We start from the raw sequence: 23880 nt of genomic DNA, 5'->3' as shown, positions 1-23880 counted from the left end.
TTTTATGATGAGTTATTGTACCGCTATAGAGGCAATGCAATCTGATGAAAAAAGGGCGTTGCACAAAAATTACCATGACAATCACTATGGTTTTCCGATTCACGATGACAATGAATTGTTTGGGCGGCTATTGATGGAGATCAATCAAGCAGGTTTGAGTTGGGAAACTATTCTAAAGAAGGAAGCCTCTTTCAGAAAGGCCTATAGTAATTTCAATATCAAGAAAGTGGCAGCTTTTACAGAAGTAGACCGTGAACGACTATTGAATGATGCAGGTATTATTCGTAATAAACTAAAAGTTAATGCAGCGATTGAAAATGCAAACAAGATTCTTGTATTACAAAATGAGTTTGGTTCATTTGAAAACTGGTTGATGGAGCATCACCCTAAAACAAAGGAAGAATGGGTCAAACTGTTCAAAAAGACATTTCGATTTACAGGAGGGGAGATTGTAAGTGAATTTTTGATGAGCATAGGTTATTTGCCAGGAGCCCACTCTGAACATTGTCCTATCCATCAAAAAACACTTAAGCTTAAGCCTATGTGGTTGAATAAATAAAAATACTACTGCTCAATGGCCCCTGTAGGCTATGTTAATGATGGGGCACGGCTTAATCTCAAGAGCCAAGGGATATTTCGCACCTTTGGTGCTGGTTTGTGATGTGATGAATTTTCACAGCCCTTTCAGGCTATGTGAATGCTGGCGCACCCTTGGTGCTAAATTCTATTGCCGATAGAAACACTTATCAAAATAGGTAACCATAAGCGCCAACGGCGCAAAATCATTAGCCTTGAGCATCGCTCAAGGAAACGGGAATAATATAACAAAGCACCAACGGTGCGAAATCCTTTATGTATTAGCAAAAGAATGAATTAATCTCAAGAGCCAAGGGATATTTCGCACCTTTGGTGCTGGGCAGTGATGTGATGAATTTTCATAGCCCTTTCAGGCTATGTTAGCGGTGGCGCACCGTTGGTGCTAAATTCTATTGCCGATAGAAACATTTATAAAAATTAGAAACCATAAGCGCCAACGGCGCATAATCATTAGCCTTGAGCATCCGCTCAAGGCAACGAGAATAATATAGTTAAGCACCAACGGTGCGAAATAAAGAAATATCCAAGTGAATTTTTTTAGCAAGGCTTGGTATATGTTATTTTCTTAAAATTTTCTATATTTATAATCAAAGAAAGAAAAAAAGCAATATTACTTCCTTCGAAATAGAGTATATATATGTATAAGTAGTGCGTCATGAATTGCTCAAACAAAAACCGCATCAATTCACTGAAAAATCAAAATAGCTTATTCAAAATCTATTAAGAGGCTAATTACGATATTGATAAGCTTAAAGGAATTAACACATAGCTAATTAAAATGCCACAATCAATAGCTTATAATTACAGCCATATCACCTTTAGTACGAAGAGGAGGTATCCATTTATTGATGAAGCAATTGAAGATGAACTATTTCAATACATTGGGGGTGTTTGTAAAAAGTTAGATTTTAAACCTGTGAAAATTGGTGGCTATAGAGACCATATCCATATTCTATGTGTTTTGTCTCGAAAAGTTACTTTGATGAAGTTTATTGAAGAAGTCAAATCACATTCCTCCAAATGGATAAAGACCAAAGGCAAAAAATATCAAAATTTTTATTGGCAGAGAGGTTATGGTAGTTTTTCAGTCAACCCATCTGAAATTGATGTTGTGAGACGGTATATAGAGAATCAGGCGGAGCATCATGAGAAAAAAACTTTCCAGGAGGAATATTTGGCATTTTTAGATAAGTATAGTGTGGAATATGATGAGCGATATCTGTGGGATTGATTGTGCACCTTTGATGCTTTAGAATTAGGGTTCGCATTTTTTCACAGCCCTTTTGGCTATGTTAATGCTGGTGCATCGTCGGTGCTAAATACTGTTGCTCTCAGAAATATCTTATCAAAATGAATAACTATAAGCACCAACGGTGAGAAATAAAAGAAGCATCCAATTGGTTAAGGGAAAGGAAAGACTCTTATCGATAGCCTCAATACCAACTAAAAATAGATAGTAAATGAAAACCAAAATAATATCTCCACCGTTTAACTTTGAATAGTACTATTTGTTTAAAATTAGTTTAATAAATACAATTGAAAATCCTAATTACAATTCTATTCAGTCTATACGCTGTGACCTCACACGCGCAGAATAATTTACTAACAAAAAAGGAAATAAACGAAGACATCGAATTTCTGACAAAAACCTTAAATGAAAAATCTTCTTATGTTTATTTGAATGGATATAACTTCAATAACGATTTTAAAGATTATCCCAAAACCATAAGCGATTCCACACGACTTAAGGATTTTGGTTTATTTATTACCAAAGCTTTAGCTAAAATTGGTGACAGACATTCTTCTTTAACAACAATTAGGGGTTTTGACTTAAATGAAACTCTTTTTTTACCATTTGTTTATGCGCCGGAAAAGGATAAAGTTGTTGTTTTGGATTTAGACCAAAATGAAGATTATAAAATACTTCACCCTAAATTCCCTTATCTCAAAGAAATTGACGGAATTGATATTAATGACTTCCTTAAAAAAACAAGTCCTGAGGATACAAAAGCACCTAAAGAAACGTATTTCACAATGGCTGTTAGAGATATTCGAGATATTCAAAAAAATTACATACTTCTTGATAAACCACTACCTAAAGAGATTGAATTAAGACTTTCTGATGCCAGACTTCAAAATGATACGGTTTTAATAGTTCCTGTAATTGATAGGTCAAAAAGACTACGCCCTTGGGATGAGCAATTTGAACGAGAGTATATTGGAGTAAAAGATGAAGACTTTAATAAACCTGAGATAATTGATAACCTCTTTAGTATAAAAGATGATATTGCTTACATAAGGCTTCCTGAAATGGCCAATAAGGAAGAAGCTCCTCTTCTTTTTGAAAAGCTCAATTTATTTATGCAGTCTATTCAAAACAATAGCAAAGCATTGATAATTGATGTAAGAAGTAATGGTGGAGGAACTCGTGATTTAATGTATGAATTTGCCAAATATCTTATTCATCCTGATTCTATTTATGTAGTAAATGTAACCAGACAAAGAGGCCCGCTTCCATTACCAGTGGAATACAGAGAAAGTTTAAATTCCAGGTTTTTGTTTTCCTTTTCAGAATTAGACCTCAGAAAACAAAAGAGGGTGACAGAATTTCTGAAAACCTTTAAACCAATGCATGAATTAGACAGAAAAAAATATAGTGAGTATTATTTCGGGCTTATGGATGGAAAGGAATTGGCAGAACCATCCTTTTACTACAATAAACCTATATATATTTTAGCTAACGAAAAGACTTTTAGTGCAGCATCAGTTTTCGTTTCTGTTTTCAAAGGAATTCCCAACGTGCAAATTGTTGGAGTAACAACAGATGGTTCTAGTGGCAACAGCGAGTGGTTTGATTTACCAAATTCTAAGCTGTTTGGTAAAATAAGTACAATGGTTTCCTTTCAAAAAGACGGAAAAATCCTTGATGGCTATGGAACCGAACCTGATATAAAGATTGAGAGAGACCTCTATCAAATATTGTGGAAATCAGATACACAACTTGAGAAATTAAGAAGCTTAATACTAGCCGAATAGTAAAAAATGCGTAATATCATGTACGTTTAGTGCTGGCTAAAGAGCTAAATTTAAATGAATTGTGTAGTCAAATTCATAGTTGATCCGAAGGAAAGGCGCTTCTAAACCCGCACAACAATGCTATTATCTATTGACAATCATTTTGAGTCAAAATCAATAATATGTGTGTTAAAAAGATTAATTCAATGAAAATATTTATCACTGCTTTACTCACTTTTATTACCTCAATTTGCGTAGCCCAAATAAATGATAACTCAATTATCCACAATGCTCTTGAGAGATATGATTTTTATTCAAGAACAAATTGTGAGCGATAATGACACAATAGTCTATTTTTTAAAGGATAACAAATCAAAACTAAGCCATCTAGTGGTTTTTATTCAAGGTACTGGTGCCAATCCTATTTTTTCGTATGCAACAGATTAGGACAAAACAACATATGATCGATGGTTTGGAGATGATTATAAAAGTTTAGACTCGACTTACACATACGTTTTACATTCAAACCTTCTCGATGTGCCTAATATCCAATTTTCCCACTTAGGAAAACAAGTTCATATTGGGGCTAATTATGGATACAGAGTAATGAAGGATTCCACCAGAACCTTTAATTAACCAGAACAGGAATCTGGTCGCGCCAACGTAGAAGAATCCTCTATACTTATGTCAGATTACTGACCTTGCAATTACAAATTTAAGTACTAAACCACATAGCTACACCCAGTCAATACTGTTATCTAAATTGGGAGAAACTTAAATCATCAAAATCTATCCGTTTACCTATAATTTGTATCTTTTTAAAGGTTCGCTGACCTTCACCTTTGTAGTATTATCAATAACATAAATATACTACAGATGAGTAAGAAAATTTTAATTACTGGAGCGGGCTCAGGCTTTGGAAAAGGAGCTGCTTTTGGGCTGGCAAAGAAAGGACATCATGTAATTGCCAGCGTGCAAATTGAACCTCAAAAATCAGTTTTGCTGGATGAAGCGAAAAAGGAAGGTATAAATCTGGAGGTCATCGTTTTAGATATCACCAAAGAAAGTGACCGTCAATTTATTTTTCAGAAAGACATAGATGTATTAATGAATAACGCCGGGGTTATGGAAACCGGACCCGTAGCTGAAATACCATTTGAAAACATACGAAGAAACTTTGAAGTGAATGTTTTTGCCAATTTAGAAATGGCACGAGGCTTCCTTCCGCAAATGGTTAAGCGTGGTTCTGGAAAAGTGATTTTCACATCTTCAATGGGTGGTTTAGTTACGGTTCCTTTTGCCGCAGTTTATACTGCTACTAAGCACGCTTTAGAAGGATTAGTAGAAGGGTTAAAAGATGAATTAGCAGGTACTGGTATTGAAATCTGTACTGTAAACCCAGGAGTTTTCGGGACAGGTTTTAATGATAGAGGAGCAGAAACATTTCTGAAATGGTGGAACCCAGCAGAGTCTTTATCTAAAATGGAAATCATTCAAGCATTTACAAATCCGGCCGCTCTATCGCAACAATTGGATCCGCAAATGATGATAGATGCAATGATACGTGTGGCCGAAGAGGAAAACTCATTGTTTAGAAATGTGATTCCTGAAGCCATTATCCCTTGGATAAAAGCCACACAAGAGCAGGCATGGAGAGCCAAAAAGAATGATTTCTTGACGGTAAACCCCAATGATCTGTAATGAATAATAATAAACAATCTGTCGAGGCATCAATCGTTATTGATGCCCCGATTGAAAAAGTGTGGCAGGTATTGACCGACTTTGAAAACTTGAAAAAGTGGAGTCATTCGTTTATTAATTTGAAAGGAGCCTTTCGCCAAAACAGCTATATTGAGATTGAATTTAAAACACCAATGGGTATTCAAAAGCTGAAGAAGCACCTATTTCATTTTAAGGAAGGCAGATCATTTGGCTGGACAGGCGTTTTTCTGCTGGGAATGAAAGACTACCATCTGTACAAGCTAGAAGCGATTTCACCGAGACAGACAAAATTCACTCAAACAGACAGTGTTTCGGGCGGAGCAAGTTTCTTGTTGAAAGGGATACTTGAAAAGCAAATGAAGAAAGGCTATGATGCTTTCAATCAAGAATTGAAACTTCAAGTAGAGACAAAATAATCAATTGGAGTGGAAGTTATTGAACTTACAACCCGATGGGTAAAAGGCGAAGTTTTGCAAGGTAAAATCGGTCTTGTCATTGGTTTTCTAATTGGGATTGCCTTTTTAAACTTTGCTGATTTTCAACATCCTTTTTATAAAGGAATGATTATACCCTTTGTCATACTTGAAATAGTACTGCTGGGATACAGCAGTTATCAGTTGGTGATGAGACCAAAATATATTGTAAAGGTTGAACAAGTCTATATTCAAAGACCTCAATCAGCTCTTGAAATGCAGCTGAAAAAATCACGAAAAGATGATCTAGTTTATCGTATGATAAGAATACTCTGGGTGAGTTTACTTTTGGGATCTTTATTATTTGCATTTTTGCTTAACCATCCACTTTATAAAGGAATGAGTATTGGTTTTGCTGGATTTTTCTTTGTGGCATATTTTTTTGACACTATTCTACATTTACGCTTGAAAATCTATTTGAAAACTTTACAGCAACTTTAAATTCCTTCTTCGAATGAACCAGCCTGTCATACACATTAAAACTATACCAGAGTTACACCAATTGTTTGGTTTGGCAAAACCTAAGCACCCCTTAGTTTCGGTAGTTAGGCATTCAGATTTTAAGATTGATAAAAAATTTACGGAGCAAAGGTTTATCTTGGATATGTATCTTATTTCCCTTAAAGGAAATCAAAAATCTATCTTAAAATATGGACGGAATCAATATGATTTTCAAGAAGGTTCGATGGTTTTCATCTCTGCAAATCAAGTTTTTTCATCCAGCTCCACAGATTTTTCAGAAGCAGAAGATGAATGGACTTTAGTAGTACATGTCGATTTTGTGCATAGCATGAATCTATTTAACAGTATACGTCAGTACCCATTTTTCAATTACGAGGAACATGAAGCATTGCACTTATCAAACGAAGAAAATCAGTCGCTTACCTCAATCATTTATAAAATAGAAGATGAGTACAATCAACGAATAGATACTCATACAAATGAGATTATTGCGATCAATATTGAATCACTTTTAAAATATTGTCAGCGCTATTATAGCAGACAATTTATTACGAGAAAGACTCAAAATAAAGGTATTTTAATTCAGTTCGAACAATTTTTAACTAACTATATGCAAACCGGTTTAGTTGAAAAAGGAATGCCAACTGTTGCAGATTGTGGTGAAGCCTTGAACCTATCACCTTATTATTTGAGTGATTTACTAAAAATAGAAACAGGGAAAAGTGCTAAAGAACATATTGATTTGGCTTTGGTAGAAAAGGCAAAAGCACTTTTATTAAATTCTAATGATAACATAAATGAAATAGCTTATGAATTAGGTTTTGACTATCCTAATCACTTCAGCAAATTATTCAAATCAAAAACAGGCATAAGTCCAAAGACCTATAGGAGTCTGAATTGAAAGATAATCCTCTAGCTAATATTGTAAAATTTAATGCATGTTTTAATCCTCAATTCAGGATTTTTTCTTCCAATAGCTATTGTAGCGGGAGGATTTGTAAGCCATCTTCTTGAAATCCGTTATTGCACATATAATTGATGATGTAACAATCTAAAAACCTAAATTCCCTCATTGTTAAGAGTAAGGTATTTTGTTAAGGCATTACTAAACGGTGTATTTTTCAGAACCTTATTGTGAATTTTATCAAAAGAGTGAGGCCAAAATCAAACCAACTCATCTTCTGTTTTTGCTATTTCAGTGAGTGTGTTTTCCTGTAAGGTTTGATATTAATCATCTGTTTTTTATCAAAATTAAAGTGGTAATTTTTTCAAATAACCAAATTGCGGAAAGCTGAAATCTATGAATTTAACCTATCTAAAGGATTTTCTTATAGATCTCTATTTTCGCACAGAGAGAAGTTTCAGTTGGTTTTCAAAAGAAAACAAAATTTAAAAACGATCCCAGAATCGGACGATTTTGTGCTGATTCGAACAATGCAGTAAATCCAAAAGCATTATACAGGCTAATTACGCAGTTTTTTTTTGGCAAGATTATTACTACAAATAGGAAAAAATATCTGGCATATGAGAAAATACCAGTTGGGAGAATTCGAAGAAGTAGTTATGCTGACCGTTGGCATCTTGTATGATGGGGCTTATGGGGTTTCCATCAAAAAGGAAATTGAAGATCGTTTGGCTCGAAGTGTCAGCGTGGGTGCATTACAGACAGCACTCAAACGGTTGGAAGAGAAAGGCTATCTCTCCTCAAGAAAAGGAGAAGCTACCGAGGAAAGGGCAGGAAGACCCAAAAAATTCTTTCAGATCACTGCTTTGGGCAAAAAAGCATTGGAATACAACAAAACCACTCGAGAAGAGCTTTGGAATGCCATTCCTAAAATCGCCTTAAAAGAGAAATATATGGGAATCTAAGGTTTGCAAGTATTTAGTTAACAGCTATCTACTGTGTACTGGAAAACGATAATTCATAATCAACTATCTAAAACAAAATGCCCCAACCTCATCCTCCAAAACTTCCCCTCCGATTCTTCCGGTGGTTTTGCCATCCAGATTTGATGGATTCCATAGAAGGCGACCTGATGGAGCTCTATAGTGAAAGGCTCAGGGAGATTGGGAAGATGAAGGCAGATGCCAAATTTTCTAAAGACGTGCTATTGCTATTGCGTCCCGGAATCATTAGACCAATAAAAGGATTTGAAAACTTAACCATCAATACAATGTATCGAAGCAACTTCAAAATTGCCTGGAGAAACATCACTGGCAAGAAACTTTACACCATAATCAATGTTACCGGACTTGCATTGGGCATTGCATGTGCCTTGTTGATTTTTGCTTTCGTTTCCTACCACAGCGCTTTCGACGATTTTCACCACCATCCTGACCGGATATACAGGTTTGTGACGGATGAGCACCAGGATATGATCGATTACTCGGGAAGTGTTCCTCCTGGCTTTGGGAATGCATTTAAGGAAGATTATACTTATGGAGAAAAGATAGCCCGAATTCTGAGCCATACTGATGAATTGATTACGATTGAAAAGGATGGACAAACCAGCAAATACCTGGAAGCTATTGCGGTAGCAGATCCTGAACTCTTTGATATTTTCAATTTTCCTATGTTGGAAGGAAGTCATGAAAATGCGCTTAAAGAACCCAATACTGTGATTTTGAGTGATAGAATTGCCAAAAAGTTTTTTGGCGATGATTCTCCCATCGGAAAGGTAATCCGGTATGATAACAAAATCGATCTAAAAGTAACAGGTATCTTACAAAATATTCCCAGTAACACGAATTTCTATTCGGAGATCTATTTTTCCTATAGTACGATGAAGGAGATCAACGAATGGATTGCCTCAGATACATGGGGAGGAATCACTGACAATCTTCAGACATTTGTCAGGTTAAGACCAGGAGTTAGTCCATCGGACGTAGAGAAAGTGCTACCTGAATATGTTAAGAAATTCAGACCTACAAATAAGAATGTACATCATTATAAATTACAGCCACTTGCAGAGGTACACTATGACCCGAGGTACGGTGGTACTATGGACAAAACTACCATTTGGCTGCTATCTGTGATTGGAGGATTGCTGGTGTTTACTGCCTGTCTTAACTTTATCAACCTTGCCACTGCCCAAGCAGCAACCCGTGCCAAAGAAGTAGGTGTCAGGAAAGCATTGGGAAGTACCAGGGGGCAATTGTTCTGGCAATTTACCACCGAAACTGGCTTAATTGTTTTGTTCGCCATGATATTGGCTACAACTACTGCGTTTTTGGTATTGCCTTATATCAATACTTTTTTCAACACCCAAATATCAATAGAGCTGTTTGAAAACTTTCAGGTACCTATATTTCTATTATTGTTGTTTTTAACAGTGACATTAATGGCAGGCGCTTATCCTGGAATAGTGCTTTCAGGATTCAAAGTCGTTTCGGCATTGAAAGGCAGCACGAAAGGTCAACAAGGCAATAGTTTTAATATTCGGAGGGGATTAGTGATTACCCAATTTAGTATTTCACAGGTACTCTTAATTGCGCTATTGGTAATGATTTCTCAAATGAAGTATTTTACCCAGACCGACATGGGGTTCAATTCCGATGGAATAGTCATGATTGACGTTGGATCCAATGATCAAAAAATGAATACGCTCAAAGAACAGTTTTTGGCATTACCTCAGGTACAGAGCGTCTCGCTTTGTCTATCTACTCCAGCATCCTCCAGTCATTGGACTACATCTCTGATCTATAACAACAACACCGAAGCGGAAGCTTTTGGTATCAGTGTAAAGAATGCCGATGAAAACTACTTGCAGACTTTCGATATTGAACTGTTGGCAGGTAGGAATGTGACACCTTCTGATACGGCTAGGGATTTTTTGGTTAATGAGATGGTGTTGACAAAACTTGGAATTACTGATCCGAACGAAATTTTAGGAAATCATATTGCTGTGAATGGGGGTCGTTGGAAAGGACAGATTGTAGGAGTTGTGAGTGATTTTCATGAGCAATCTTTCCATTCAGAAATCAAACCTATTTTTATCACCACAGCCAAAGAGACATATAACGGCTTTGCCGTCAAAATCAATACGGCTGATCTTAGCTCCACGCTCAAAGCACTCGAGAAAACCTGGAGCACTATGTATCCAGATCAACTATATCAATATGAATTTTTAGACGATCATATCGCAAAATTCTATGAACAGGAACAAATGATCATGACCTTGATCCAATATTTTTCTATTATCGCTTTGTTCATAGGTGGTATGGGTTTGTATGGTCTTGCTTCTTTTATGGCTGTTCAAAAAACCAAGGAAATAGGTATTCGGAAAGTATTGGGTAGTGATATGTTTCAGATACTTTGGATTTTCGGAAAAGAATTCTCTAGATTGGTACTGTATGCATTTCTTATCGCAGCCCCTGTTGGCTGGGTGCTGATGTCACGTTGGTTGACCGGCTTTGCCTATCAGATTGAATTAGGAATTTGGGTATTCGCCTTAGAACTTGCTATTATTCTAGTTGTTGTATTGCTTACAATTGGCTATCGCTCAGTAAAAGCAGCTATGGCAAATCCTGCGACAAGCTTGAGGAGTGAGTAGCAAAGCTATGTATAACTATTTTCTAGTTTCATGATTCAAAATGATGCTATCATTTCTTTAGGCAATTTTCCGATTTGATTATGAAATTGTTTCAGTGTAGATAAGCCGAAAAAAACTATTCAAATGGATCATAATTCGGCTACTTTTCAATCGTGTTATGTTATTATTTGGAATATGGCAATCACTAGTTTTTTATGAGTCAACATAAGAGTATTTCTCTAGATTTGAGATTTTTATTTAGGTTAGTAGAATCTAATAAAACCTACAGCAGAAAAAATTAAGACTCCAAAACCAATATCATTTATCTCTTCAACTCCTCCTAGTAGAGACAGGGCATACCTTGTCTCTACAATCCTAAATGTGGACAAAACTTTTTCACATTTCAATTACTTCAATTAATATTTATTCCATTACCCATTATTGATAATTGTAAATACATCTTTGCCAGCTAGCAAATCATTCCTAATTTTAGTTTATGAATTTATATGTAATCAATACAGGCTTATTTAAGTTAGATGGCGGAGCAATGTTTGGTGTGGTGCCTAAATCTTTATGGCAAAGAACCAATCCCGCTGATGAGAATAATATGTGTACTTGGGCAATGCGTTGCTTATTGATGGAAGATGGAGATAGACTCATACTGATAGACAATGGTATTGGCAATAAGCAGGATGCAAAATTCTTTAGTCACTATTACCTTCATGGAGATGATAGTCTGGATAAATCGCTAGCAAATGCAGGATTTAAGCGGGAGGATATTACAGATATGTTTTTCACCCATTTGCATTTCGATCATTGCGGTGGGGGTGTGCAATACAAAAACAACGATCCGGCGAAAGTAGAAATGGCTTTCCCGAATGCTAAATATTGGTCAAATGCCGAACATTGGGAATGGGCGACTAAACCAAATAGGAGAGAGCAAGCTAGTTTTCTCAAGGAGAATATTCTACCCATGCAAGAGAGCGGTCATTTACATTTTTTGAATGGAAATAAACCTGCTGAAATGCCATTCGAATTAATCTATGTAAATGGGCATACAGATAAGCAAATGCTGCCTAAGATTAAGTATAAGGGTAGAACAATCGTATTTGTAGCGGATTTATTGCCTTCTGTTGGGCATTTACCTGTACCTTTTGTAATGGGTTATGATACGCGGCCTTTGCTTACTTTGGAAGAAAAAGAAGCCTTCCTGAATGAAGCAGCGGAAAAGAACTATATCTTGTATTTTGAACATGATGCGGCGCATGAATGTTGCACAGTGAAGATGACTGAAAAAGGCGTAAGAGTAGATCAAACCTTCGCTTTGCGAGAAATTCTTTAACTATTCTGAACATAAGCATTTACCCCAATAATCGATGAAAATAGGAATAGCACTTTCAGGTGGAGGCGCAAGAGGAATTGCCCATCTTGGTGTGCTCAAAGCATTGGACGAAGCAGGAATTGAGATTAGTGCTATATCCGGTACAAGTGCTGGTGCTATTGCCGGTGCACTTTATGCTAATGGCTATGACCCTGAGGAAGTGCTAAACATCATTATTTCCACCAGTTTTTTTAGACTTATCCGACCTGCAATCAGCAAAACGGGTATTCTGAAAATGACTCCTGCAGAAACCATTTACCGAAAATACCTCCCGCATAATGATTTCGCCAAATTGAAAATACCCTTGACAGTAGCGGCGACGGATTTGAAAAGAGGTAAAACGGTTTTTTTCAATAGTGGTGATTTGATCAAGTCGGTAATGGCATCCTCTTGTATTCCCGTTATTTTCGACCCTGTGGAGATTGAAGGTGAATTTTATGTAGATGGCGGCGTGCTAAACAACTTGCCAGCAGAGCCATTGCAAGAGCAATGTGACTTTATTATTGGTGTAAATACCAATAAGGTGAGTCCAGATTATAACTTAAAGAATTTCAGGGATTTGCTGGAAAGAGTATTGCTTATGGCAATCAATTACAATGCTTACGATAGAGCTAGATATTGTCAGGTATTGCTAGAACCAACAGAGATATACAGGCATAGTGCCTTCGATGTGCAGCATGCAAAAGAAATTTTTAAAATTGGTTATGAACACACAAAACATGCACTGGCCAATGACTCGGCATTAATTTCTTTGGTCGAAAATCATTCAAAAAACAAAAAGGTTTCATAGCTTATAAGCCTTTACAGATTGCTGCTATGGAAACAGAGAAAATATTGAGTTTTAAAGATGAATTGAAAGCAGGAATTCCTGCTGTTTTACCTCCCGCCAAATTTCCCGATCCAAGTGTGAGTCATGCTCCCAAGCGCAAGGATATCCTGAATAAGGATGAAAAGAAGTTGGCCATTACCAATGCTTTAAGATATTTCCCCGCAGAACAACACGATGTTTTAGCCAAGGAATTTGCAGAAGAATTGACCTTGCACGGACGGATTTATATGTATCGCCTGATGCCTGACAATCCAATTTCCGCTAGAAAAATCAAAGACTATCCGGCAAAATGTAAGGAAGCAGCGGCTATCATGTTGATGATTCAAAACAATTTGGATCCAGCTGTGGCGCAGCATCCGCAAGAATTAATCACCTATGGCGGCAATGGAGCGGTTTTTCAGAATTGGGCACAATATCGCCTCACCATGAAATACCTCAGTGAAATGCGGGAGGATCAAACCCTGCATATTTATTCTGGGCATCCAATGGGACTTTTTCCGTCCTCGAAGAAAGCACCCAGAGTGGTGGTGACTAATGGAATGATGATTCCAAACTATTCGAAGCCGGATGATTATGAAAAATATAATGCCTTAGGAGTCACCCAATATGGGCAAATGACAGCCGGTTCCTACATGTATATTGGTCCGCAAGGAATTGTGCATGGCACTACCATCACAGTGATGAATGCTTTGAGAAAAATAGCGGGAGGAAGTGATGATTTTGCCGGCAAATTATTCCTCTCTTCAGGTTTGGGCGGCATGAGTGGAGCCCAGCCCAAAGCCGGTAATATTGCCGGCTGTGTATCAGTAGTGGCCGAAGTCAATCCTAAAGCGGCGAGAAAACGCCATGAGCAAGGCTGGGTAGATGTGTTGGTAGAGGATTTAGGAGAATTGGTCAACTTGGTAAAATCAGCCAAGGAAAATAAGAAAGTGCTCTCTATTGCCTATTTGGGAAATGTGGTGGATGTATGGGAAACATTCTATAAGGAGAATATTTTCGTGGAAATTGGTTCTGATCAGACCTCACTTCACAATCCCTTTGCGGGAGGATATTATCCGGTTGGTTTAAGCTTCGAGGAAAGCAACCGCATGATGGCAGAGCGCCCACGAAAATTTATGGATAAGGTGAAGGATTCCCTTCGAAAGCATGCAAACATTATCAATAAGCACGCTGCTAGAGGCACCTATTTCTTCGATTATGGTAATGCCTTTTTGCTTGAAGCAAGTAGGGCAGGAGCGGATGTACTGGCCGATGACAAGGTGAATTTCCGTTATCCATCCTACGTGCAGGATATTTTGGGTCCTATTTGTTTTGATTATGGATTTGGCCCTTTTCGCTGGGTGTGTACAAGTGGCAAGGCTGAAGATTTGGATTATACGGATATGTTGGCGGCTAAAGTATTGTCAAAAATTCGTCGGAATGCGCCCAAAGAAATTCTTGGACAATTGGACGATAATATCAATTGGATAAAGCGAGCCAAAAAGAATAAATTGGTGGTAGGCTCGCAAGCTCGCATTCTATATGCCGATGCAGAAGGTCGTATCGAAATTGCAAAAGCTTTCAATAAGGCCATTAAGGAAAAGAAAATTGGACCTGTTGTTCTCGGTAGAGATCATCACGATGTAAGTGGTACGGATTCGCCCTATCGCGAAACGAGTAATATCTACGATGGCAGTAAGTTCACAGCCGATATGGCTATTCATAATGTTATTGGCGATTCATTCCGAGGAGCCACTTGGGTGAGTATTCACAATGGCGGCGGCGTAGGCTGGGGTGAGGTTATCAATGGCGGTTTTGGGATGCTATTGGATGGTACCAAAAAAGCCGAAAAGAATATAGAGAGCATGCTTTTCTATGATGTGAACAATGGTATAGCACGGAGAAGTTGGGCTCGAAATGAAGAAGCTATTTTTGCGATAAAACGGGAAATGGAGAGAACAAAATCCTTGCAAGTAACATTACCTAATTTGGTAGACAGTGCGTTGATAGATAGGATTTTATATTAATTATTCTTAGTACTTAGGCATACAAAAAGATTCGATGTTTCAAGCTATTTGTGTATTTTTCTTTAAGCTTTTAGGCTGGAAAATAGTAGGAAAATTTCCTGGAGCGGAAACGCCCAAATTTATCATTATCGTTGCTCCACATACGAGTTATTGGGATTATCCTATAGGGGTGGCAGCTAGAAAAATCGGTGGAATTGATTCTAAATATTTAGCGAAAAAGGAGTTGTTTAAGTTCGCTCCTTTAGCTTGGTTTTTCAGATCGATGGGCGGGTATCCTGTAGATAGAGGAAAAAATAGCAGTATGACTGATGCTATTGTGGATCTGTTTAATAGTAAAGAAACATTCAGTATTACTATCACTCCCGAAGGTACAAGAAAGCGGGTGGATAAATGGAAAACGGGTTTTTACTACGTTGCTCAAAAAGCTAATGTCCCGATTGTGAAATGTGCTTTTGATTTTGAGAATAAACAAGTGAAAGTTGCTCCCCCGCAATATGTATCGGGTGATTTGGATAAGGATATCGAAGAGATGAAGTCCTACTTTAGAGGAATAAAAGGTAAGAACCCAGATCAAGGTGTTTTTTAGTCCATAGCAACGGAATATCTCCCAAAGGCGGTAAGACGCAAAGCTTTATATTTTCTTTGCGTCCTGGCGGCTTGGCGAGAATAATTTAAAAAATCCAAGCGGACGCCCGCCTACCGAGGACAGGCTTGAACTAGGGGTGGGCAAGGTGTTTTTAGTTTTTAAGTCCATGGTAAAGAATATCTCGCAAAGGCGGTAAGACGCAAAGCTTTAGGTTTCTTCTTTGCGCACTCAGCGTCTTCCCATGGCGTTCTTTGCGTTTAAGTTTCTCCCTTTATTATTTTATAAGTCAGCTTAATCCCGCACAAAATAAAGCAAAGTATAATGCTCCTGCTTTTCTTCTTTGTATTGATGGAATTTGAATTTCTCAAGTAATTTGATGGAAACTAAATTTTCAGACTGCACCAATCCATACAATGGTACTTGTGCGAAATGATAATTACAAAAATCAATCATTGCTTGCAGCATTTCTGATGCATATCCTTTCCCCCAAAAAGTGGGAATTACTGCATATCCAACTTCCACTTTATCACCTTCAAATTCAGCGATTTTCACAAAACCAATTAAGGCATCACTTTCTCTGCTTCGCGCTGCCCAAAAACCCAATAAAGGAGAATTTTGATTATTTGCCACTACCACTTCAAATCTCGCTTTTGCATCCAATTCAGACATTGCGCCATTATGAATAAACTTCATTAATTCCTTATTGGTGACTAAGTGTAAATAGTCAGGTTCATCTTGTTTAGCAAATTTGCTAAAGACAAGGCGGGAGGATTCCAATTCCATATTTGTAGTGAAGCTTTATTTTTTCAAAAGAAAATCTTCTTGCTGATACTCAGGGTTTGGGTATTTGTAAAAACCTTCACCGGATTTAATCCCTAATTTTCCTGTATCCAAATAAGGTTGCAAAAAGGCTAAAGTCCTATCCGAACCTGGTCCGCCATTGTTTTTAGTCACATGGTGCACCGTTTCCAAACCAATACTATCCATGATCCCAAATGGCCCTGAAGGCATTTTGAAATTTCCCATCCATGAGCGATCCACATCTTGGATACTTGCCACGCCAGTAGTTACCAATTGAAAAGCCGAACCTAATAATGCTCCCAGCATATTATTGAATACATAGCCATTGGATTCCTTCTTGACCAAAACGGGTATTTGATTAAGCTTATATGCCATTTCATATAGGAAAGGGGTCACCCATTCTGCGGTGCCTGCATGCGGCATGATATCTACCACATTAGCCCAAAATACGTCGTGAAAATGAAACGCACAAAAAAGGGCAGGTCTTCCGGAATCCTCAGCAAAATAGGATGGGAGTAGATAACTTGTGTTGGTTGTAAATAGAGTATGATCAGGGCAGAGCTCCCCAAATTGTTTCCAAACTGCCTTTTTGATTCCTGCATTTTCGGTCACGGATTCATTCACAAAATCAGCATCCTTGGCGGCTTCTTCTGCATCTGTCGTCCAAGTGATTCTTTCGACAATTGCCTCGGATTCTTTTTGGTTGATTTTACCTTCATTTATAAGGCCATGCAAAATCTTAGCATGTACCTGTTTGGCCGCTTCGAAGGCTCTTTCGTCAATATCATAAATGGTAGTATTGAATCCACTAATGGCAGATTGCAAACCTACTCTAAGTCCTAAAGTGCCAGCGCCGAGTATAAGCACCTTTTGTATATTCTTGAGTTCAAGTTCTTGATTATCCATGTAGCTTAATGTTTTGACTATTAATTAAATATGTCCTTTTTCCAATGCTTTAACACCATTTTTGCCACAAGCCTTTACCACATAAATCAATTGTGCAAAACGTGGATCTTTAGTGAAGCCTTTTTTGTAGCGAGCATAAATCTGCTGCACAATTACACCGATTTTAAAGGCTCCAAATACATAGTAAAATAATAGATCAGGAACATCTTTTCCAGACTTAAGCTGGTAATGTTCCACTACTTCCTCCCGCGTAAAATTCCCGGGCATCCACGTGAGATTAAATGGCTTTAAGGCATCATCATCTTTTGCTTCGCACCAATAGGCCAAGCTTGTGCCCAAATCCATGTACGGATCGCCCACAGTGGCCATTTCCCAATCCAGTACAGCTATCACATTGGCAGGGTCACTTGGGTTGAGCACCAAATTATCATACTTAAAATCATTATGAATAAAAGCCGTTTGCTCTTGATTTGGGATATTCTTTTGCAACCAATCTGCTATTTCGTCCATGGCTTCCAGTTTGTCTGTTTCTGCTTTGTAGTAGCGATTTACCCAGCCTTCTACTTGCCTTTTTACGTAGCCTTCCGGTTTGCCCATTTCAATCAAACCGCTCCCTTCCAATTCTAAGGCATGCAGTTCGACCAAAGTATCAATGCTCGAAGCAGATATTTTTCGCATCAGCTCCTCATCTAGTTTCAAATCCTTTGGAGCCTCATTTCTTAGAATAATGCCTGTAACCTTTTCCATTAAGTAAAACGGCGCTCCCAGAACAGATTCATCCTCACAAAATAGAATAGGTTTTGGTGCTTTCGGGTAGCCGTTTTGCAGACGGGAAAGTACTTTGTATTCCCGCTCCATATCATGTCCACCTTTGATATTAGCTCCAAATGGCGGGCGACGAAGTACGTACTCTTTGCCATCGCAAATGATAAAATAAGTAAGGTTAGAAAAGCCAGAAGGAAATTGCTCAATACTTAGATTCCCACTGAAGTTCGACCAATGTGCTTTTAAATAGGCTTTTAATTTAATTTTGTCTAGTTCTTCTCCTTTACGAATTGAGGTGGGTTTGTCTATGCTCATCTTCTCAAATCTAATCCATAATCTTTCAATATCCTTCTGGCAAGCACACTTTTATGCACTTCGTCCGGACCATCATAAATCCTAGCGCCTCTTTCGTGACGGTACCAAAATGACAATAGCGTGTCTTCCGTAATGCCCAATGCTCCATGTGCTTGAATGGCACGGTCGAGTACTTGATGTAGTACATTGGCTACGTAGAATTTGATGGTAGAAATTTCTTCTCTGACAGCTTTGGCACCTAGCTTATCCATTTTCCAAGCTGTATGCAAAACCATTAGTCTGGATGCATTTATTTCTGCTCTACTGTCTGCTATCCAACCTTGAACAAATTGCTTGTCTCCAAGATAAACATCGGCATCCAAAAGGCGGGAGGCTGCTCTACGACACATCAAATCGAAGGCTCGCTCACATATACCAATCCATCGCATACAATGGTGAATTCTGCCTGGTCCTAATCGTTCCTGCGCCAAGGCGAACCCTTGTCCTTCTTTGCCTACCAGATTGCTTTGTGGTACACGGCAATTAGTGTATTTCACTTCTGCATGGCTGATATAGCCGTAGCCTGCTTCTCCCATTATAGGAATATTGCGTACCAGTTCGAATCCGGGATTATCTGTTGAAACGATGATCATACTTGCTCGCTGATAGGGATTGCTGTGCTCAGAATCGGTTACAGCCATCACCACGGCAAAGGCAGCTCCATCCGCTGATGAGGTAAACCATTTATGCCCATTGATAATGTAGTCATCGCCATCTTTTACAGCAGTAGTGGCCATAAATACCGGATTGGAACCGGCAAACTCAGGCTCAGTCATAGAGAAGCAAGAACGGATTTCACCATTCATCAATGGCTTTAGATATTTGGCTTTAAGTTCCTCACTTGCAAACTGATGAAGCAATTCCATATTGCCAATATCCGGTGCTTGGCAATTGAACAGATAATGGCCAACAGGAGAAGTACCGAGCAATTCACTCACTTGAGCAAATTCAACTAAATTCAATCCCAAGCCACCTTCATGCTCAGCTAAATGCGGTGCCCATAGTCCTCTAGCTTTTACTTCCTCCCGCAATTGATCAATGGCCTTAAATGACTCTTTTAAGTCTTTATTAAGCCAATCAATTTCATTAGGATATACTTTTTCTTCCAAAAATTGCTTGATGGCTGGCAGCAGTTTTTCAACTTTTTCGGTGCTAAATAAGGGTTCCATATTTCTGAATTATACTGTAAAACCACCATCGGCTGTATATACAGCACCTGTCACATATCTGCTTGCATCACTTGCGAGGAACAATGCCAATCCACCCATATCTTCCGGCTCTGCTACCCATTTTAGCGGCTGCATTTTCATCATCATATTCACAATTTTCTCATTGCTCCAAAGTGCTTCAGAAAACTTGGTTTTGACCAATCCCGGGCAAATCACATTCACCCTGATATTGTCCTCGCCCCATTCTTTGGCAAATACTTTTGTGAGCGAAATCAATGAAGCTTTACTTACACTGTAAATGCCCAATCCCGACTCAGGGCGAATTCCGCCAATGCTGCTGATATTGATAATGCTACCACCACCGCGAGATTTCATAGACTCATATACAAGTTTACTCAGCTCGAATGGACCTTTCACATTCACTTCCATTATCTTATCAAAAGCCCAAGATTCAGTCTGTGCCACAGGTCCAAAAACCGGGTTGGCAGCGGCATTATTGATCAGGATATCAACGCCGCCATAAGTGGCTATGGTTTTATCGATCAATTCTTGCATGCTTTCCTGTTTGCCTACATTACACACAATCGCTGTGGCCTCGTAGCCTTTGGCTTTCAAGTTTGCTACTACTTCATCTATAGCTTCTTGCTTTCGACTTGAAACCACTACTTTCGCTCCAGCTTCGGCTAATGCTTCTGCCATTGCTTCGCCAATTCCTTTGCTGGCACCTGTAACGATGGCCACTTTGCCATCTAGTTTGAATTTATCGATGAATTGCATTCTTGTTAATTTGTTTTGAAAGCTTAAGTTATGTAAAATTTGTTATGCATGCATAATATATTTGGTTAAATTTGTTTGTCTTTGATAAAAGTTGCCAAATAAAATATGCCATGATTTACGATTCAATTGCCTCATTAAGAAAGCGGGAGGGAGAGCAACTAGAGCCAAGCGAATGGCTGTTGGTAGATCAAGAAATGATTAATGCATTCGCCGCTGTCACTAGCGATACGCAATGGGTGCATATAGATGAAAAACGAGCCAATGTAGAATCACCATTTGGTGGTACGATTGCCCATGGATTTTTAACACTTTCATTGCTATCAAAACTATTGCTCGATCAAGTAGAAATCAAATCGCTGAAAATGGGTGTGAATTATGGGCTCAACAGACTTCGATTTACATCTGTAGTTCCATCCGGATCAAGAATACGATTACATTCGAGTCCAACAGTGTTTGAAGATGTTGCAAACTATGGAGTGAAAGTAACTTTTGATTGTAAAATGGAGATAGAAGGAATTCACAAGCCTGCTTTGGTGGGAGAGTTTATAGTTCTTTTCTTCGAATAAATGAATTTTCTAAATCGGTACATTAATTAATAATTAAAATGATGAAAGCAGCAATTTTTGAGAAAACAGGTCAACCAAATGAGGTAGTGGAATATATAGATGTGCCAAATGTGGAACCTGCTGCAGGTGAAGTGAGAGTCAAAGTGAAAGCTGCCAATATCAACCCCTCTGACATTATGTTTATTAGAGGAATGTACGGTATTACTCCACAATTGCCGTCTTCGGCGGGTTTCGAAGCTGCGGGAATTATTGATGCAGTAGGCGAAGGTGTAAATCTTCCTATTGGCATGGAAGTGATTTTCTCACATATCGGTGTGTGGAAGGAATATGTAGTAACTAAGGCGAAGGGAATTATCCCAAAGCCAAAGCCTATGAGTTTTGAATTTGCCTGCCAAGCTTTTGTCAATCCATTTACAGCTTATGGAATGTTGGAGGTTTCCGGTCTGAAAAGTGGCGATTGGCTTTTGATTACTGCTGGAGCTTCGGCTTATGGTAAATTGGTGATTCAATTGGCTGCTAAAAAAGGCATTAAAACCATTGCAACCGTCAGAAGAGAAGAGCAAAAGGAAATGCTCACAGCAATTGGAGCTACGCATGTAGTCAATACAGAAACTGAAAAAATGCAAAAATCCGTATTGGCTCTTACAGATGGAAAAGGCGTAAATGCGGTATTTGATGCGGTAGGCGGTACACTCGGTGCGCGTGCTTTAGCTTCCTTGGCAACAGGTGGTACAATGCATGTTTTCGGCTTATTAAGTCTAGAAAACCTCCCGCTCAATAGTGGTTTGATGATTTTCAAGAATCTCACTATCAAAGGATTCTGGCTGACTACTTATTTGGAAAGTTTAAGTAAGGAGCAAAGAGAAAAAGCCTTTACAGAAGTGCTAGGTGGCTTGGCATCAAGCGATTTAAAACTTGATATTGAGGCTACTTATCCACTTTCTAAAATCAAAGAAGCTTTGGCTCATTATGAGCGAGAAGGCCGCACAGGCAAAATCATTTTAACGGAATAGAAAATGCCCAACCAATATTACAGCAGCCGAAATCTTTCCTTTTTGTTATTCGAAATGCACAATGCTGCCAGCGTTTGCAAATTGCCATATTATCAAGATCATAGCAGGGAAACCATGAAAATGGTGCTGGATATGGCAGATCAATTGGCTGAAAAGGAACTATGGCCGTATCTGACTGAGATGGATCGTAATCAGCCTGAAATTGAAAATGGGCAAATCAAGGTGCATCCAGCCATGAAGCGGATAATGGAACTGTACGGTGATGGAGGTTGGGTTTCGAGCCATGCTACATTCGAAGAAGGTGGACAGCAATTGCCATTTGTGATTGGCTCTGCTGCAAGTTTTATATTGGGAGCAGCCAATTATTCGGCGAGTGTTTATCCATTTCTATCATCAGGAGCAGCCAATCTCATTCGTCATTTTGGTTCTAAGGAATTGCAAGATCGATTCGTTCCCAAGCTCTTTTCAGCCAAATGGCAGGGAACGATGGCACTTACCGAGCCACAAGCGGGCAGTTCATTGTCCGATATTATTACCACAGCTTATCCGCAAGCCGATGGGAGTTACAAAATAAAAGGGCAGAAGATCTACATTTCTTGTGGCGATCATGATGCGGTAGAAAATGTGGTACATTTGCTGTTGGCACGGATCAAAGGAGCACCAGCTGGAGTGAAAGGAATTTCGCTGTTTGTAGTTCCACAAAAGCGAGAGGTGAATGGGAAACTTGAGAGCAACGATGTGCAGACTGCAGGAGTTTATCACAAAATGGGTTATAAAGGAGCACCCATTGCGCATTTGATGTTTGGCGAAAATGACGATTGCCAAGGGTGGCTGGTAGGTGAGGAGCATAGAGGCTTGATCTATATGTTCCAGATGATGAATGAAGCCAGAATTGCCGTAGGAATGAGTGCAGCAAGTATTGCCTCAGCAGCTTATTATGCCAGTTTGCAATATGCCAATGAGCGTCCTCAAGGCAGAAAACCATCTAATAAAGACCTTACCCAAGCGCCAGTTAATATCATAGAGCATGCTGATATTCGTAGATTACTGCTGTTCCAGAAATCGGTGATTGAAGGCTCTTTGAGTTTGCTTTTATACTGTTCCAAATTGTCCGACTTGCATTTTGCTGCTATTGGAGAAGAAAAGGAAAATGCGGGTTTATTGCTTGATTTTTTAACGCCAATTGCCAAAAGTTATCCTTCTGAAATGGGCTGCCTTACCACGAGTGCGGCAGTTCAAATTTTAGGTGGAGCGGGTTATCTGCAAGATTTTCCTGTAGAGCAATATTATCGAGAAATGAGAATTCATCCGATCCATGAAGGTACCACAGCCATACACGGGATGGATTTGTTGGGTAGAAAAGTACGTCTAAAGGATGGGAAAGCTCTTGAACTTTTGATGGCTGAGATTACCGACTGTTTGAAGAAAGCGGGAGGATATTCAGAGCTAAATGAATTTGTGCAGCAATTTCAAATATCGCTAAAGGATTTTCAAGTAGTAACTAGGCATTTATTCAAAATAGCTGAAAGCGAAGGTCCGGATGAGTTCTTGGCAGATGCAAGTCTGTATTTGGAGTTCACGGGTATTATGGTGATTGCTTGGCAATGGCTGGCGCAAGCTAATGTTGCTTTGGCTGCTTTGCCAAATGTTGAATATGATACTGATAAAAAGTTTTATAAATCGAAACTACATGCATTGGAATATTTCTTTGAATATGAGTTGGTTAAGATTGAGGGCTTAAAAAAGAGATTGATGAGCAATTCACGCGTTACTACACAGATACTATCAAATGAAATAGTATAAATTGGTGTTTTTGGGAGATTGTAATATCAATAAGCTGAAAGCGTTTTAGGGTTACTCATTTAGGTCACTAAACATTGTATATCAATATATTAAATAGTATATTAGAGGATAAAATCACGCTTA

Annotated in this window: 21 protein-coding genes; 16 read left to right on the top strand and 5 right to left on the bottom strand. The window is 38.6% G+C overall.

The window, feature by feature from the left end; genetic code table 11:
• Positions 1 to 4 precede the first annotated feature (4 nt).
• From ACOXY8_RS13530 to ACOXY8_RS13470, 13 genes are all read left to right on the top strand, one after another.
• Positions 5 to 559, top strand: coding sequence for a DNA-3-methyladenine glycosylase I (locus tag ACOXY8_RS13530; protein WP_458332139.1), 555 nt, complete (start codon positions 5 to 7; stop codon positions 557 to 559).
• 816 nt (positions 560 to 1375) lie between these two features.
• A complete protein-coding gene (tnpA, locus tag ACOXY8_RS13525) occupies positions 1376 to 1828 on the top strand; it encodes an IS200/IS605 family transposase (RefSeq protein WP_458332138.1) in 453 nt (150 codons plus the stop codon).
• 305 nt (positions 1829 to 2133) lie between these two features.
• A complete protein-coding gene (locus ACOXY8_RS13520; protein ID WP_458332137.1) occupies positions 2134 to 3633 on the top strand; it encodes a S41 family peptidase in 1500 nt (499 codons plus the stop codon).
• Positions 3634 to 4488: 855 nt separating this feature from the next.
• On the top strand, positions 4489 to 5313 hold the full coding sequence (locus ACOXY8_RS13515) for an SDR family oxidoreductase (protein WP_458332136.1): 825 nt from the start codon (positions 4489 to 4491) through the stop codon (positions 5311 to 5313).
• Positions 5313 to 5750 carry an SRPBCC domain-containing protein gene (locus ACOXY8_RS13510; protein WP_458332135.1) on the top strand — a complete coding sequence of 146 codons (438 nt, stop codon included), beginning with the start codon at positions 5313 to 5315 and terminating at the stop codon, positions 5748 to 5750. The genes ACOXY8_RS13515 and ACOXY8_RS13510 overlap by 1 nt, the downstream gene beginning before the upstream one ends.
• Before the next feature lie 9 nt (positions 5751 to 5759).
• A complete protein-coding gene (locus ACOXY8_RS13505) occupies positions 5760 to 6248 on the top strand; it encodes a hypothetical protein (RefSeq protein ID WP_458332134.1) in 489 nt (162 codons plus the stop codon).
• Between the two features lie 61 nt (positions 6249 to 6309).
• Positions 6310 to 7170, top strand: a complete 861-nt coding sequence (locus ACOXY8_RS13500) for a helix-turn-helix domain-containing protein (RefSeq protein WP_458332133.1) — start codon at positions 6310 to 6312, stop codon at positions 7168 to 7170.
• 623 nt (positions 7171 to 7793) lie between these two features.
• A complete protein-coding gene (locus ACOXY8_RS13495) occupies positions 7794 to 8138 on the top strand; it encodes a PadR family transcriptional regulator (RefSeq protein WP_458332132.1) in 345 nt (114 codons plus the stop codon).
• Positions 8139 to 8215: 77 nt separating this feature from the next.
• Positions 8216 to 10822, top strand: coding sequence for an ABC transporter permease (locus ACOXY8_RS13490; protein ID WP_458332131.1), 2607 nt, complete (start codon positions 8216 to 8218; stop codon positions 10820 to 10822).
• A gap of 475 nt (positions 10823 to 11297) precedes the next feature.
• Positions 11298 to 12143 carry an MBL fold metallo-hydrolase gene (locus tag ACOXY8_RS13485; RefSeq protein ID WP_458332130.1) on the top strand — a complete coding sequence of 282 codons (846 nt, stop codon included), beginning with the start codon at positions 11298 to 11300 and terminating at the stop codon, positions 12141 to 12143.
• Positions 12144 to 12177: 34 nt separating this feature from the next.
• Complete coding sequence (locus ACOXY8_RS13480) at positions 12178 to 12972, top strand: patatin-like phospholipase family protein (protein ID WP_458332129.1); 795 nt, start codon at positions 12178 to 12180, stop codon at positions 12970 to 12972.
• 26 nt (positions 12973 to 12998) lie between these two features.
• Positions 12999 to 15017 (top strand): urocanate hydratase, encoded by a 2019-nt coding sequence (locus ACOXY8_RS13475; protein ID WP_458332128.1) that lies wholly within the window; start codon positions 12999 to 13001, stop codon positions 15015 to 15017.
• A gap of 34 nt (positions 15018 to 15051) precedes the next feature.
• Positions 15052 to 15603 (top strand): 1-acyl-sn-glycerol-3-phosphate acyltransferase, encoded by a 552-nt coding sequence (locus ACOXY8_RS13470; protein WP_458332127.1) that lies wholly within the window; start codon positions 15052 to 15054, stop codon positions 15601 to 15603.
• Positions 15604 to 15894: 291 nt separating this feature from the next.
• On the opposite strand, the gene ACOXY8_RS13465 is transcribed toward ACOXY8_RS13470, so the two are convergent.
• Genes ACOXY8_RS13465 through ACOXY8_RS13445 form a run of 5 tightly spaced genes read right to left on the bottom strand, consistent with a single transcriptional unit; the run spans position 15895 to position 20375 of the window.
• Positions 15895 to 16386, bottom strand: a complete 492-nt coding sequence (locus ACOXY8_RS13465) for a GNAT family N-acetyltransferase (protein WP_458332126.1) — start codon at positions 16384 to 16386, stop codon at positions 15895 to 15897.
• Between the two features lie 15 nt (positions 16387 to 16401).
• Positions 16402 to 17310, bottom strand: a complete 909-nt coding sequence (locus tag ACOXY8_RS13460) for a 3-hydroxyacyl-CoA dehydrogenase NAD-binding domain-containing protein (RefSeq protein ID WP_458332125.1) — start codon at positions 17308 to 17310, stop codon at positions 16402 to 16404.
• Between the two features lie 24 nt (positions 17311 to 17334).
• Positions 17335 to 18390 carry a phosphotransferase family protein gene (locus ACOXY8_RS13455; RefSeq protein WP_458332124.1) on the bottom strand — a complete coding sequence of 352 codons (1056 nt, stop codon included), beginning with the start codon at positions 18388 to 18390 and terminating at the stop codon, positions 17335 to 17337.
• Positions 18387 to 19598 carry an acyl-CoA dehydrogenase family protein gene (locus ACOXY8_RS13450; protein ID WP_458332123.1) on the bottom strand — a complete coding sequence of 404 codons (1212 nt, stop codon included), beginning with the start codon at positions 19596 to 19598 and terminating at the stop codon, positions 18387 to 18389. The genes ACOXY8_RS13455 and ACOXY8_RS13450 overlap by 4 nt, the downstream gene beginning before the upstream one ends.
• Before the next feature lie 9 nt (positions 19599 to 19607).
• Entirely contained in the window at positions 19608 to 20375 is a 768-nt protein-coding gene (locus ACOXY8_RS13445; protein ID WP_458332122.1) for a glucose 1-dehydrogenase, read from the bottom strand.
• 110 nt (positions 20376 to 20485) lie between these two features.
• On the opposite strand from ACOXY8_RS13445, the gene ACOXY8_RS13440 reads away from it, so the two are divergent.
• The 3 genes from ACOXY8_RS13440 to ACOXY8_RS13430 are packed head-to-tail and all read left to right on the top strand — an operon-like array spanning position 20486 to position 23757.
• Positions 20486 to 20941, top strand: coding sequence for a MaoC family dehydratase (locus ACOXY8_RS13440; protein ID WP_458332121.1), 456 nt, complete (start codon positions 20486 to 20488; stop codon positions 20939 to 20941).
• 41 nt (positions 20942 to 20982) lie between these two features.
• The gene (locus ACOXY8_RS13435) at positions 20983 to 21954 is read left to right on the top strand and encodes a zinc-dependent alcohol dehydrogenase family protein (protein ID WP_458332229.1); all 972 of its coding nucleotides are present in this window, start codon (positions 20983 to 20985) and stop codon (positions 21952 to 21954) included.
• A gap of 3 nt (positions 21955 to 21957) precedes the next feature.
• Complete coding sequence (locus ACOXY8_RS13430) at positions 21958 to 23757, top strand: acyl-CoA dehydrogenase (protein WP_458332120.1); 1800 nt, start codon at positions 21958 to 21960, stop codon at positions 23755 to 23757.
• Positions 23758 to 23880: the final 123 nt, after the last annotated feature.

This window comes from Peijinzhouia sedimentorum, from assembly GCF_049340005.1.
Taxonomy (GTDB): Bacteria; Bacteroidota; Bacteroidia; order Cytophagales; family Cyclobacteriaceae; genus CAXBDP01.
This window is presented reverse-complemented; position numbering and strand designations above follow the sequence as displayed.

Excerpts from the sequence above, each read along its gene's own strand:
- ACOXY8_RS13530 (WP_458332139.1), top strand. The coding sequence starts at position 5 with ATGATGAGTTATTGTACCGCTATAGAGGCAATGCAATCTGATGAAAAA.
- tnpA (WP_458332138.1), top strand. The coding sequence starts at position 1,376 with ATGCCACAATCAATAGCTTATAATTACAGCCATATCACCTTTAGTACG.
- ACOXY8_RS13515 (WP_458332136.1), top strand. The coding sequence starts at position 4,489 with ATGAGTAAGAAAATTTTAATTACTGGAGCGGGCTCAGGCTTTGGAAAA.
- ACOXY8_RS13510 (WP_458332135.1), top strand. The coding sequence starts at position 5,313 with ATGAATAATAATAAACAATCTGTCGAGGCATCAATCGTTATTGATGCC.
- ACOXY8_RS13495 (WP_458332132.1), top strand. The coding sequence starts at position 7,794 with ATGAGAAAATACCAGTTGGGAGAATTCGAAGAAGTAGTTATGCTGACC.
- ACOXY8_RS13490 (WP_458332131.1), top strand. The coding sequence starts at position 8,216 with ATGCCCCAACCTCATCCTCCAAAACTTCCCCTCCGATTCTTCCGGTGG.
- ACOXY8_RS13485 (WP_458332130.1), top strand. The coding sequence starts at position 11,298 with ATGAATTTATATGTAATCAATACAGGCTTATTTAAGTTAGATGGCGGA.
- ACOXY8_RS13480 (WP_458332129.1), top strand. The coding sequence starts at position 12,178 with ATGAAAATAGGAATAGCACTTTCAGGTGGAGGCGCAAGAGGAATTGCC.
- ACOXY8_RS13475 (WP_458332128.1), top strand. The coding sequence starts at position 12,999 with ATGGAAACAGAGAAAATATTGAGTTTTAAAGATGAATTGAAAGCAGGA.
- ACOXY8_RS13470 (WP_458332127.1), top strand. The coding sequence starts at position 15,052 with ATGTTTCAAGCTATTTGTGTATTTTTCTTTAAGCTTTTAGGCTGGAAA.
- ACOXY8_RS13465 (WP_458332126.1), bottom strand. The coding sequence starts at position 16,386 with ATGGAATTGGAATCCTCCCGCCTTGTCTTTAGCAAATTTGCTAAACAA.
- ACOXY8_RS13460 (WP_458332125.1), bottom strand. The coding sequence starts at position 17,310 with ATGGATAATCAAGAACTTGAACTCAAGAATATACAAAAGGTGCTTATA.
- ACOXY8_RS13455 (WP_458332124.1), bottom strand. The coding sequence starts at position 18,390 with ATGAGCATAGACAAACCCACCTCAATTCGTAAAGGAGAAGAACTAGAC.
- ACOXY8_RS13450 (WP_458332123.1), bottom strand. The coding sequence starts at position 19,598 with ATGGAACCCTTATTTAGCACCGAAAAAGTTGAAAAACTGCTGCCAGCC.
- ACOXY8_RS13445 (WP_458332122.1), bottom strand. The coding sequence starts at position 20,375 with ATGCAATTCATCGATAAATTCAAACTAGATGGCAAAGTGGCCATCGTT.
- ACOXY8_RS13440 (WP_458332121.1), top strand. The coding sequence starts at position 20,486 with ATGATTTACGATTCAATTGCCTCATTAAGAAAGCGGGAGGGAGAGCAA.
- ACOXY8_RS13435 (WP_458332229.1), top strand. The coding sequence starts at position 20,983 with ATGAAAGCAGCAATTTTTGAGAAAACAGGTCAACCAAATGAGGTAGTG.
- ACOXY8_RS13430 (WP_458332120.1), top strand. The coding sequence starts at position 21,958 with ATGCCCAACCAATATTACAGCAGCCGAAATCTTTCCTTTTTGTTATTC.